The sequence below is a fragment of the Orrella sp. JC864 genome, assembly GCF_037026685.1.
GTDB lineage: Bacteria > Pseudomonadota > Gammaproteobacteria > Burkholderiales > Burkholderiaceae_B > Orrella.
In genome coordinates this window covers 1-12,392 of record NZ_JBANET010000039.1, presented here as the reverse complement: position 1 = coordinate 12,392, position 12,392 = coordinate 1, and the positions used below count along the sequence as shown (strand labels likewise).

Here is a 12,392-nt window from a genome sequence, read left to right as displayed (position 1 = left end):
CTTCCAGCTCCTTCATCCGCGCCATCAGCGACACGTCCATGCCGCCGTACTTCGATCGCCACTTGTAGAACGTCGCCGAGCTGATGCCCAGCTCCCGGCACAGTTCGGGTACCGCAAGGCCAGCTTCCACCCGTTTGATGGCTTCGATGATCTGGCTGTCCGTGAATCGTGACTTCTTCATGCTGTAGAACTCCTCAACGAGAAAATTCTACTTCTGACCTCAACGCTTTTGCGGGAGGATTACCGTGGCAGGCGCCACCGGGGTCGCCCATGTGCTGAACATATTGCGCACCGAGCTGGAGGCCGCCATGGTGTTAGCGAGTTGTAGGACGGTCTCGGAGATCGACGCAACAAGGTTATTGACCAGAGGAGAGAATCATGGCAGATAGGAGCTTCTCGCTGCCCCGGGCTCGTATTGACGCCGATCCGCTCCGCTCGGCAGCGCAGGTCATGAAAGAGGCAGGCGTGGCTACGACCATGCCGCGCATGGTCGTATGGAGGGTCATTGCTCAGTCGGATCGACCCATAATAGCCATGGAGATCAAGCGTTACCTTGTTGGTAATGGGTTGGATATTGCTATGTCGTCCATATATGCGGCGCTCAAGCGACTTACAACTGCAGAACTACTCTCGACCTGCAGAGTCGCTGGAAAACACATTATTATTTAACATCCAGGAAGTTCCGTCAAAGAATAGTATGTCAAGATTCCGGCACGGAGCATTGGCTTTTCGATCCCGAACTTGAGCGTGCTGTTGAAGTTTTTTGCCAAAAGCATGGCTTCAAGATGTCCGATTACACGCTATCGGTGCAAGGACAAAGCATCAATCCTGGGAAAAAAGAGGCCGGTGGTGATCGAATGAAAAAGAGAGCGGTTCCCTGACGCTGTACTTCATTCTGCAACACCACACATGTTCTTTCTATGCTGGCCTTGTATACGCTGAGTGAGAGCGCCTATTAACCTGCACTACCTAGCAGGAACGGATTTACGCCAAAATCACACCTATCCAAATCAGGGACGCCATAGTAAGTGATAGCAGCACAGCAGCACTTCCTAAATCCTTGGCTCGTCCTATCATGGGATGGTGATCTATGGTGATCGTATCAGCGACCGCCTCCAGTGCTGAGTTCAATAGTTCGATAATCAACACAAAGAGAAGTGAACCTATCAGTAGTACGGCTTCAAAAACGTTCTCACTTATCCATAGTGCCACAGGGGTGAGCACAACCGCAAGGATTAACTCTTGCCGAAAGGCGGCCTCATGCTTGACTGCGATAATCAGTCCCTGGATTGAGTAGCGTAGAGCGCTAAGCAGACGCGAAAATCCGCCCTTGCTTTTGTAAGGTGAATACATGGGAAATGGGTGCGAAGGAGTTATTCGAATGAGAGCGATAACGCACGAACTCTGTTGGCATGAAATCCCACGCCCTCTCAATTAATGATGATTGAGCCTTCGTTACTTGGGAGATGCTTTAGTTGCAAGCTGATCGGTTTCTGTTTTGCTATAACTTGAGCGCTGCAATTGGAGAGCGGTGATATCTTCACTAAGATGTATCGCTTGTTTGAGTAAAGCGCAATAAGTGGCTTGCTCGTCATCTTTGCAACGATCGATTGCCTTTCTTTGGGGATTGCCAAATAGAAGGGCGTGCCGCATTTGATTGCGTTCCCAAGATCTGATTGCTGAATTTCCCGTGCCCTCCCTGCCGAGTAGAACTGTGCTGAGAAAGGGATCTTCGATAAATAAACCAATGGAATTGTAAAGTTACCGTCTTGTCTCGCGTAGCGTATTAGTTCCCGTTCTGTATTCCCCAGATTGGGATTAGCCCAAACGACGGCACTCAACACAAGAACGGCGACTGGAACGATTCCTGCGGTAATTAGAAACCCGCGCCTGGATAAGCCTAGTTGTCTGTATATATGATCTGCGAGAATTGCAGTCAAGACACTAAATCCGGCCAACGAAGGAAGCACGTAAGTCCAAAGTATGTTGGCAGAGAATGTAAAGAATAACGGTGTGACGACAGCGCCAGCCAGCCAGTAGTAAAACAACGATGTTGTGCTGGCGATTCGTACCGCAGAACGCAGGCGCATGCTAACAAACGCCCCAACGAATGTTGCTAGCACCATAATGCCCCAGGGAAAGGATGCTTGCAGCCAACAGAGCCATATTGTTCCGTATGCCTGTTTGTGGGCGGTTCCATATAGATCGCCCTTCCAGCCCGGATCTAGGAAGCGTCGAAAGTGCTCGCCCACGATGAAGTAATCCAGAAAGCCTGGCGTCTTGATTTCAGCTACAACGTACCAGGGCAGACTTATTGCAGCCACTAAGGCTAGACCTTTAGCCCAGGGTAGCGCTGAAACCAGAGAGCCCCTCCTTCTGTTCAGCAAGTACCAAACCGCTATCGGCGCGAAGCTGAGTACCGCAGCCAAAGGCCCTTTGGCTAGCAAGCCAACAGCCAGGCCCAAGAAGAACCCATATTGCCACCACACGGAGCCCCGCGCTGGCCCGACGCCGGCCGACTTTCCTACAGGATTGCCAGTTCCTGCTACGCGCTGCTCGGGCTCGTGGACGACCACAGCGAATGAAACCAGAGACAAGGTGGTGCCAAGTGCGAGAAATGGGTCAGTGAGTACGGCGCCCGAGCTGATGTAGACGAGCAGACACGTGCTATAGACGATTGCGGCCAAAAGCGCAACGCGTGAGCCATGTATTAACCGCAGCCCTGCCAAGAGTATGGCGTTGGATAGAATCAGGCATAACCAGGAAGGAAAACGCGCTGCAAACTCGGTGAAGCCAAATAACTTCATGGATAGCGCCTGTGCCCAGAATGAAAGGGGGGGCTTGCCCCAGAAAGGCAGCTCAGGGCTGAACCAGGGCGTTATCCAATCGTCTGATTGCGCCATGATGCGGGCAATTTCGGCATAACGAGGCTCACTCGTATCATAGAACGGCACGATGATCATTGAGACGAGTGGCAATAACACCGCAGCCAATAAAACTATCCACGTGCTCCTACTTATACGTTGCATACGACTCTTTTCCTGCAGTTGCGGTCGAGGGGGGAGTGCTCTCTCTTTCGTTGACGGTATTGCGACGGCTTACTACCTCACGAACTAGATACACTGGACGTTGCTTGGTTTCGTAATACGTTTTGCCTAGGTATTCGCCAAGAAGGCCGATGGAAAGTAATTGGGCACCGCCCAGGATTGTGATCATGGAAATAAGCGAAGGGTATCCCTGCACGGGGTCGCCCAAGACAAGCGCCTTGAACACAATCCACAGAGTGAAGAGGACACCAAAGAGCGCAGTCAAAAGGCCGGCTGCCATCGCCAGACGCAGCGGCGCCGTCGAGAAGGAGGTAATCCCCTGGAAGGCCAAGTTGAATAGACTTAGATAGTCCCATTTGGTCACACCCGCTGCGCGTGGCAGGCGATCATATTCAATCACGGTGGTGGGCAAGCCGATCCAGGCGAACAAGCCTTTCATATAACGGTTGCGTTCGTTCAATTGGCTCAATGCGTCGACGGCTTTTCGGCTGAGTAAGCGAAAGTCGCCCGTATCAGCAGGAATATCCACTTCGCTGATGGCGTTAAGCACCCGGTAGAAACGATGTGCGCTGTAGCGCTTGAGCCAGCTTTCCCCGGCTCTTGAGCGCCGACGCATGCAGACTACGTCTGCACCGCCCTTCCAGGCACGCAGCATTTCTGGAATGAGTTCCGGGGGGTCCTGCAAGTCGGCATCCATAATAATGACTGCATCCCCTGCGGCATGATCTAGACCCGCTGTAAGCGCGGCCTCTTTTCCAAAGTTTCTGCTTAGGAATACAGCTTTCACAGCGGAATCCACTTCGGCCAGCCGGTTCAACATGTTCGGGGTACCGTCACGGCTGCCATCGTCGATCAGAACCAGCTGGTAAGAAATATCCAGACTGGCGAGCACGGCACTCAAACGCTCGTGCATCATTGTGATCACTTCGTACTCGTTATAGAGAGGAATCACGATCGACAATTCGATCTTGCTCTCCCTTTGAGATTCGGGGCGCCAGCTTTCAACTAAAGCGTTCATGGAACACAACCTTCTTATAAGCAATGAAATTCATGACGGCGACCGCGGCGGTGGCGGAGAGCTGCGCCAGAACTAAGCCCATATGAGCGAAAGAGGTAAGAATGTAGAAAAGCACGGCATTGACGCACCAGCCCAGAAACACCGTGCAGATATAGGCTGGGATGGCCATACCGTGGATACCATTACCTTTGAACGTCCAGTAAAACTGGAGCCAGTAGTTGAAGATGGATCCAACGAACGCGCCGATGATGGTGGCTAAAACCGGCGTCAAGCCTCCCCAGACCAGTAGGACCATTGAAGTCCAATGGATGAAGGTGGCAAGGCCTCCTGAGGCCAAGAACAGGGTGACTTGGGCACAGAGCGATGCGGCAGCGGTCCCGGAGCTATTAGGGAATCGCTGCGAGCTGGTTTGTTTTTTTGGCGAGATGGCTCTCAATGTCGTCACTCAATTTATCCATTGTTGCAATGGAGCAAGAATACGAAGACCGACAACAAGAAATCGTCAATCAAAGATCAAGATTTCATCAAGGGACGATCGAGCTTGCCAGGAGCAAGCACGCAAGAACAGCTTGAGACGCCATGCATAAAAGAAGTGGCCGGCATAGGCCGAAATACGAGTATGGAGAGTCGCGCTAGGGAAGCGATTGCGCAGTTGGAAGCGCGGGGCGTAGATGTGGGAGCGTGTAGTAATGGTTCTTGTACGCCCACGTGGGCCAGAGCACATGACTCAGTGCTTCCTTGAACAATGAGTCCTCAACGCTCTGTGGGGTGTAAGAAGCAGGTGCAGCGTACTCGTACTGAGTGGGCGCCCGGTGTGGTTCTAGAACAAGGAGCTTGTCGCCCTTGAGATAGCCATAGTTCTCCCCATACTGCATCATCGCTCGGTTGCAGTCCGCCTTCGTGAGATCGCGCCCGATCATAGGGTGCTCGCAAAGAACCCCAATCAGAGAGAGTAGCGTCGTGGGTAAGTCGATCTGGCTAATGATGCGATCGTCTTGTCGTGGCTGAATGTCGGCTCCAAGGATAAGCGCTGGTATATGAAAATGCCTCAACGGAACAAGGTTTGCGCCGAATACGCGTGAGTCATGATCTGCCACCACGAGAAAGACGGTATCCTTCCAGTAGTCGGATGCTTTGGCTTTTTCAAAAAATTTCCCTAGCGCCCAATCAGCATAACGAACGGTATTTTCGATGGTCGCCGGGTCGTCGTTGACCTCGATCCGTCCTTGGGGATACTCCCAGGGAGAGTGATTGCTCACGGAAAACGCGAGACTGAATGTTGGCTGGCTGGGTGGATTGCTCAACAGCGCATCGAGCTTGTTGAACATGTCTTCGTCGGAGGCGCCCCATGTCCCGACGAAGGCGGGTTCGTCGAAAGTGGGCAAATCGTGCAGCTCGTCAAAGCCGTTGCCCAGGAAGAAACTCTTCATATTATCGAAGTGGGCTTCTCCTCCATAGATGAATCGAGATCGGTAATCATGCTGCTTGAGTACCTGGGCGAGCGTGAAAAAATTTCGTTGAGCCCCTGATAGACGCAAGGCGGCATCTGAAATGGTGGGCGGAAACCCTGAGACGAGGGCCTCAAGACCGCGAACCGATCGCGTACCCGTTGCGTAGGCACGCCTGAAGTTCCAGCTTTCGGTTGCCAGATCATCGATGCAGGGCGTCAACCCGCTCCCACCGAGGTTCTTCACATACTGAGCGCCTAGGCTCTCTTCGACGATCATCACCAGGTTCAACGGCTTTGTTCGCTTGCATGTGGGCTCTTGGATGTGGAGCGACGGAATATCGGCGTAGCACGGGATGATGCCCGCGCGCAGATTGACCTCCTCGCTGACTTGCTCATTGGCAAGCTTGCCGTACACGTCCGAGGCTGAACGTTCATTCTTCATGCTGTAAATAGCGTAGAGAACGCTGTAAAGCGAGTTGAGCGGCAACGTGTTGAGCATGCCGTCGCCGCAGTATGCCACGGTGGATGGGTTGATTGGCCGGTGGCCCAACGTACCGCGAATGGCCAGGAAGATAAGGGGCACAGCAATGAGCGTGTAGAAGATTCGTTGCCGCCATAGGAGCGGTGCATCGACTTGATCTTGGCCGAACAATAGGTAGCCCACCCACATCAGTAGCGCGATTGACAAAAGTGCGCCGGAAATCGCTAGCCGATATCCTTTCCACAGCATGCTGAAAACCTCTTTGGGATGTTTGAGGTATTCCACATAGAGACGGTTGGGACGGGTATCGTATTCGAAAATGAATTGCGGGGTCGATGCTTCCAGTAGGACGAGTACAAACCATGCAATGAGAAGCCAGCTCACGGTGATCGTGCCGGCAAATGGATAGTGGCCTAACCAGGGTCCAAGAATCAACGGAATTCCCGAAAGCATGGCAATCTGGGCCGCGTCTATGCGTAGGCCGCCCTTCAGCACCGGCCATAGGCCGCCGGCGGCTTGGATACGTTGCCACTGCCATGCGCAAAGCAGAAGGCGGCAAAGTGTCAGAAAGCAAAAGCTGGTAGCGATAAAAGCTAGGGTATGTCCACGCATTTAGAGTTATCGGTCATGCAGTGCTAGCCAGCAAGGGCGCGGCAACAAATACGCCGTCTTTTGCACATCACATGCTAGATAGCGACCATGTTGAGGTTATGGTAAATCTACCGAAAAGAGTACAAGGAGCGACAACAAGAATTCATCAAGAAAAAATCAAAATTTCATCAAATTGATCTTGTTGGCTGTGGAAGGCAGACTCTTGCATGAGCTATCAGGAGGTCTTTGTATGATGGTGCCAACCGAAGTTCCTAGGCTCGGAGATGACAGACGATGAAAGGCAGGCGGGGCGCCCCACAAAGTCCAATATGTGTAGGCAACTTCAGTGCATCCTTGAAGAGCGACCCGTCATACGCATGGACGGATTGGCAGCGTACTGTTCAGTTTCGGACGCCCATGGCGCCGCCCTTCGGATTTAGGAGGATTCTCGTGCCATTGTTGTCGTTCTGCGTGATATCTAGTTGCCAGCCCAGCCTTTCGGTCATCAGCGTCACGATATAGAGCCCTAATCCTGTAAGTGTCGATCCGTCGGATACAATTTTTCTCTCACCCCGAAGAATAGCTTGCTGCTCGGCGGTGAGGCCAGAACCTTGGTCCTCAATTGCTATTGCGTTTTCCGATATCGTTACACGTATGTCGCTTTGGGTATGCTGGACGGCGTTCTGTATAAGATTTCGCAGCAACATACGCACCATGATGGGATCCGTATTGATCGTCAATGGGGATTGTGCGTCGAGCGTCACACGCTCTCCTGCATGGTGACTGATCTTCAGATCCTCGATTACCTCCTGAGCAACGAGGTCTACGTCAAATACTTCTTGATTTTGATCGGCGGAAGCGCGGCGAGCAAGCTTAAGCAAGATACTAACGTTGTCCCGCATTTCGTCACACGACCTGCGTACACGCCCGAGCGTGGCCTGGTCGTTAGGCGTTAGCTGATTGCGCTGCTCCAGAATATCGATGGCACCCGACATTACGGCGATTGGCGTGCGCAATTCATGGCTGGCCAAACTCAAGAGAGACTGTTCTCTTTGTACGTAGGATTCAAGTTCATCCAGGAACCGATTAAATGTCATCGCGATAGAATGCAATTCGGCATCCGCATAGTCGGTTTCCATCCGAGGCATGTTAGCTCCAACTGGAATACGACTTATCCGCTCGGATAACAACCTCAACGGCCTAACAATGCGTCGGCTACTCAATACCGCAAGCAGCAAACTGAACGCGATAATGACCAGCGTCATAATGATCAAAGCTATTTCGAACAGCGCTTCCCGATCTTCAAAGTGCGTGATGTTCTTGGCAACATAAAGTAGACCCGTTTCAACTTTGCTCACTGTCACAAGATAGGTTTCAGCCCCAAGCTTGATCTCCGCTGAATAGTTGTCGGGCAATCCACGAAATACGGGCGGTAAGACTTTAGGGCGTGGCTTGCCCGAGGGGATGAACACCACCGCCAGGTTCGGTGTGTCCCATACCAGCACGTCCTCGCCCGTATTGTTCATGAGAATGAAGTCGCGCTCTTGAGCGAACTCCACGTCAAGCATCGTGTGTTCAAGATCTTCGTTGACGAGCAGCACGGTCATGACCATGACGACCATGCTGACCACACTGACTGCCAGTATGGCGCGATAAACCCGACGGGAAATTGACTTATGTTGCATCAGCTATCTTGGTGTGGCGTAAGAAGTCTGTAACCACGTCCATGCATGGTCTTGATCATTGGATATTGAAATGTATCTTGCAGCAACTTGCGAAGGGAGTACACATGGGTGCGCAGAGTATTCATATCGACTTCTCGCTCGCCCCACACCCGATCTTGAAGCTCAGTGTACGAAAGAAAATTGGGGTACGCCCTGATTAGCTCCTCGAAAATGCGTGCTGCTATGCCTGATAGTTCGAGCTGTTCTCCATTGTCGGTGCGTACCATAAACGTGCCGGGATTAAAGTGGATTCCCGGGATGCCGATTTCCGGGGTTCTGGAAAATCCAGCTTTGCGTCGATATAGTGCGTCTACTCTTAATTGCAATTCACGTAGATTAAATGGCTTGACAACGTAATCGTCCGCACCAACGGTAAAGCCCTCCTCCTTGTCTTGCAATTGATCTTTCGATGTCATGATAATGACTGGAGTCGAGCAATGAATGTCACTCCGAATACGGCGGCACACTTCAAATCCAGACAGCCCCGGCAGCATGACATCCAGAATAATGACATCGTATTCGTTGGTGGCGATCAGATGAATGGCCGTCAGGCCGTCGGAGGCGAAATCTAATACATATCGGCTATTATCGAAGAACTCTAGCAGGTTGGTGGCCAGACCCGCGTGATCCTCGACGATTAGCATCCGTATTGAGTGCTCTAGAGACATGTCGGTTATCTAGTATGATTTTCTGTTGAGTGTGTAGCCGTTGTTCATGCGTTTCCTTTTCTTTCTTTCGCCCCTATGGAACGTCTCATTTTACTGATAACGCCTGGCAGAAAAGACAGCAGCACGATACCTAGCAAGATCGTGTTGAGGTGATCGCTCACAATGGGAAGGGTTCCCAGTGCGTAACCCGCGCCAACAAGCGAGACGACCCAAAAGAGAGCTCCAATGATGTTGTATTTCAGGAAAATCCCATAGTCCATCTTTCCAAACGCTGCGATGAAAGGTGCTATCGTGCGAACAATGGGAACGAAGCGAGCAAGCACGATAGTCTTGCGACCATGCCGCTCAAAAAACAGATTCGTCCGTTCGACATACTCGGGCTTCAGTAAGCGCAACCGGGCTGTATCGACCGTACGTTTGCGAACCGTACTACCCACGGCGTAGTTCACGGTGTCGCCTGCGATGGCGGCCACAGCCAGAAATGGAACCAGAATAGGAAGATCCAAAGCTTGTTGCGCCGCTAATGCGCCGGCTACGAATAGTAGAGAGTCTCCCGGAAGGAACGGCATCACGACGATGCCGGTCTCGATGAAAATCACGGCAAACAACGCCAAGTAGACAAAGGTTCCATGATTCGCGGCCAATGCGCCAAGGTGTGTATCGAGATGAAGGAACCAGTCAAGTATCAAGCTCAACATAGATAATCTTATCGTTAAAGTATTGTGGTTGGAGGGCTGTTGCGTCAGAAAGCGACCCTACGGTTTTGTTCCAAGTGTCGAAGACGGAGTCTTCTTCTCGCAGCGACTATAACGACGAGGGCCTATGAAAACGCATAACTTCCTTGACCAAGTATTGAGGACGTTTAGGATGAAAACGCGCACGGCTGATGGATTTTCCTAGACCACCAACTAAAAAAAACACTACGCTCCAGAATAGAACTTGATTGGACATTGCTACTGGTTTGACCTCCGGAAGAGAACCTAGCGCTGTTGCTTTTATAATGTTGTAGCAAACATAGAGCAGACTGGTTAGCGTGCCTAACAGTCCGAGGGACATCATGACCCGCAGCATCGCATCGAGATAGTTGCTGGTGCCATCTGGGTAGAATCCTAGAAACGTCGGGAGACACCATTTGGAGTAACCCGCGGCGCGTGGCAGCCTCTCATACTCGATGACGATTTGGCTCGCGCCTACCCAGTCGAACATTGCCTGCATATACCGCTTTCGATGGACCACGAGACTCAGGGCGTCCACAGCCTTTCGACTATAAAGCATGAAGTCGACGCGGCTTTCGGGCATCCCCACATCCCCGATCGCGTCCAGTATACGGTGAAGACTACGGCTCCCCAACCGTCCGAGTGTTGAGCTAGCGATCTTATGCTGGCGACGCATGTGCACCACATCGGCGCCCTCGCGCCATGCCGTTAGCATTTCGGGGATACGTTCAGGGGGGTCTTGTAAGTCCGCATCCATGATGACGACCGCTTGGCCGCTTGCTTCGGCCAATCCGGCGGCTAGGGCCGCTTCTTTCCCAAAATGGCGAGTAAGGACAACCACGACAACGAACGGATCGTCACGTGCAATGTTCGACAGCTCATCAATGGTGTTATCGTTACTACCGTCGTCTACGAACACCAGCTCATAGCGAATCTCCAGTGGCATGATAACCGTTGTTAGTTGCCGGTATATTTGGACAATAACCTCAGATTCATTGCGCAGGGGGAGGACAATGGACAATTCCAGCTTGTCTTCGCTGGAGGATTCGGAATGATCGTTCGGGATCGTTTCCGCCAGTTCTGGCGTTTTTGTCGAGGTAAGGATTGTTTCTTTGACGCTATGTACGAGAGGTCGCTGAACGACCGTTCTAGCGTTAGGCCCATACGAAAACCTTGAATATATATTCTTTGGATTTTCTTTGGAGTGGCACAGCCTTATCGGGATCGATTGTCCGTCAAGGCGTTGGCTTATGCCGACAGTAGCTTGAGAACGGTTTAAGGGTGACATGTCTCGCCTGCGTTGTGTTCGTATACGGCAGGGTAGAACAGTTACAAACAAGAAATTATCAACTATTTATCAATTTAATATCAAAATGTTGTAGCCACTCCGCTGGATTTGTACCTGCCCACATGAATTAACTCGCTAGCGGGCGCATAACCGCGCGGTGCTGTGTGTCTGCCCGTTCACCACGGGCCTTACAAGGTTTGGAAAATATGGCGACATCTACCGGGTGGTTTTTTTGGGCACTTTTATCTGCCGTTTTTGCGGCACTAACCGCCATTTTTGCCAAGATTGGTATTCAAGACGTCGATTCGGATCTAGCCACATTGATCCGTACGGTGATAATTATCGTTGTACTGTCTTTGTTCGTGGTTTACACGGGTAAATGGGCCAATCCACTAGAGCTTTCGCCCAAGACCTGGCTATTTCTTGGATTGTCTGGCCTGGCGACAGGGGCGTCTTGGGTATGTTATTTTCGTGCCCTCAAAATAGGCGACGCCTCCAAGGTGGCGCCCGTTGATAAGCTTAGTCTAGTCCTGGTTGCCGTGTTTGCATTCACATTCTTGGGTGAGCGGCCGTCGCTACGTGAATGGTTCGGTATCGCTATGGTCGCCGGCGGTGTCCTTTTGCTTGCCTTCAAGCGCTAGCGCGTCGACGGGTAATCCCCCCATTTTTAGCGTTTGCCAGAAGTAGGAACGCTATGCGGCCATGGCGAGCCGCTGTTTCGGGGTAAATCCGCCCAGTGCCATGTTCGGGCGCTCGTGATTGTAGGACCACATCCACTGCGTGGCGACACGCTGAACGTGATCCAGATCGTCCCAATGATATTGGGACAGCCATTCGTAGCGAACGGTCCGGTTGAATCGCTCGACGTAGGCGTTCTGCTGGGGTCGGCCCGGTTGAATATATTCGAGCTTGATGCCCCATGTGCCTGCCCACTGCACAATGGCCGCACTCAGGTACTCCGGACCGTTGTCGCAACGAATCGCCGAGGGTTTTCCTCGCCAGCCAATGATCTGCTTGAGCGTGCGAATCACACGTTCTGAAGGCAGCGAGAAGTCGACCTCGATGCCCAGCGCCTCGCGGTTAAAGTCGTCGATCACGTTCAGCACTCGGATGCTACGTCCGTCGGCAAGTTGGTCGTGCATGAAGTCCATCGACCACACCTGGTTGACCTGGGACGGTACCGTCAACGACTCGGGCGCCTGCCGAACCAGCCGTTTGCGCGGTTTGATCCGCAAGTTCAATTCGAGCTCGCGGTAGATCCGGTACACACGCTTGTGGTTCCACCGGAAGCCGCGGACATTACGCAGGTACAGAAAGCACAACCCAAAGCCCCAGTTGCGGTGGTTGTCCGTCAGGCGAAGCAGCCAGTTTGCGATCTCCTCGTTCTCGGCGTCGATCTTGGCGACGTA

14 protein-coding genes are annotated in these 12,392 nt (G+C 52.2%); 3 read left to right on the top strand and 11 right to left on the bottom strand.

Annotated features, from left to right (window positions below):
- On the bottom strand, positions 1-181 hold a 181-nt coding region (locus V8Z80_RS20530), incomplete at its 3' end, for a transposase (RefSeq protein ID WP_336063295.1).
- Positions 182-245: 64 nt separating this feature from the next.
- On the opposite strand from V8Z80_RS20530, the gene V8Z80_RS20525 reads away from it, so the two are divergent.
- Both V8Z80_RS20525 and V8Z80_RS20520 read left to right on the top strand, forming a co-directional pair.
- Positions 246-389, top strand: a complete 144-nt coding sequence (locus tag V8Z80_RS20525) for an alpha-hydroxy-acid oxidizing protein (RefSeq protein ID WP_336063294.1) — start codon at positions 246-248, stop codon at positions 387-389.
- On the top strand, positions 379-669 hold the full coding sequence (locus tag V8Z80_RS20520) for a transcriptional repressor (protein WP_054500161.1): 291 nt from the start codon (positions 379-381) through the stop codon (positions 667-669). The genes V8Z80_RS20525 and V8Z80_RS20520 overlap by 11 nt, the downstream gene beginning before the upstream one ends.
- A 315-nt stretch (positions 670-984) precedes the next feature.
- Here V8Z80_RS20520 and V8Z80_RS20515 read toward each other — a convergent pair whose 3' ends face one another.
- The 9 genes from V8Z80_RS20515 to V8Z80_RS20475 form a co-directional block, all read right to left on the bottom strand.
- A complete protein-coding gene (locus V8Z80_RS20515; protein WP_073110278.1) occupies positions 985-1,353 on the bottom strand; it encodes a diacylglycerol kinase in 369 nt (122 codons plus the stop codon).
- 77 nt (positions 1,354-1,430) lie between these two features.
- Entirely contained in the window at positions 1,431-2,963 is a 1,533-nt protein-coding gene (locus V8Z80_RS20510) for an ArnT family glycosyltransferase (RefSeq protein WP_336063293.1), read from the bottom strand.
- A 49-nt stretch (positions 2,964-3,012) separates the two neighbouring features.
- Positions 3,013-4,065, bottom strand: a complete 1,053-nt coding sequence (locus V8Z80_RS20505; protein ID WP_054447322.1) for a glycosyltransferase family 2 protein — start codon at positions 4,063-4,065, stop codon at positions 3,013-3,015.
- The gene (locus tag V8Z80_RS20500) at positions 4,049-4,510 is read right to left on the bottom strand and encodes a GtrA family protein (RefSeq protein ID WP_123786095.1); all 462 of its coding nucleotides are present in this window, start codon (positions 4,508-4,510) and stop codon (positions 4,049-4,051) included. Before V8Z80_RS20500 ends, V8Z80_RS20505 begins: the two co-directional genes overlap by 17 nt.
- A gap of 187 nt (positions 4,511-4,697) precedes the next feature.
- The gene (locus V8Z80_RS20495; RefSeq protein ID WP_054447323.1) at positions 4,698-6,608 is read right to left on the bottom strand and encodes an LTA synthase family protein; all 1,911 of its coding nucleotides are present in this window, start codon (positions 6,606-6,608) and stop codon (positions 4,698-4,700) included.
- Between the two features lie 380 nt (positions 6,609-6,988).
- Positions 6,989-8,272: a sensor histidine kinase gene (locus V8Z80_RS20490; RefSeq protein ID WP_054447324.1), complete on the bottom strand. Its 1,284-nt coding sequence runs from the start codon at positions 8,270-8,272 to the stop codon at positions 6,989-6,991.
- Positions 8,272-8,979 (bottom strand): response regulator transcription factor, encoded by a 708-nt coding sequence (locus tag V8Z80_RS20485; protein WP_054500160.1) that lies wholly within the window; start codon positions 8,977-8,979, stop codon positions 8,272-8,274. Before V8Z80_RS20485 ends, V8Z80_RS20490 begins: the two co-directional genes overlap by 1 nt.
- A 44-nt stretch (positions 8,980-9,023) precedes the next feature.
- Positions 9,024-9,677 (bottom strand): VTT domain-containing protein, encoded by a 654-nt coding sequence (locus tag V8Z80_RS20480; RefSeq protein ID WP_054447325.1) that lies wholly within the window; start codon positions 9,675-9,677, stop codon positions 9,024-9,026.
- 106 nt (positions 9,678-9,783) lie between these two features.
- The gene (locus V8Z80_RS20475; RefSeq protein ID WP_082853017.1) at positions 9,784-10,983 is read right to left on the bottom strand and encodes a glycosyltransferase family 2 protein; all 1,200 of its coding nucleotides are present in this window, start codon (positions 10,981-10,983) and stop codon (positions 9,784-9,786) included.
- 206 nt (positions 10,984-11,189) lie between these two features.
- Between V8Z80_RS20475 and V8Z80_RS20470 the strand changes: the two genes are divergently transcribed.
- Entirely contained in the window at positions 11,190-11,624 is a 435-nt protein-coding gene (locus tag V8Z80_RS20470) for an EamA family transporter (protein WP_054500158.1), read from the top strand.
- A 51-nt stretch (positions 11,625-11,675) separates the two neighbouring features.
- Here V8Z80_RS20470 and V8Z80_RS20465 read toward each other — a convergent pair.
- The coding region (locus V8Z80_RS20465) for an IS3 family transposase (protein ID WP_336063292.1) at positions 11,676-12,392 on the bottom strand (717 nt) is incomplete at its 5' end.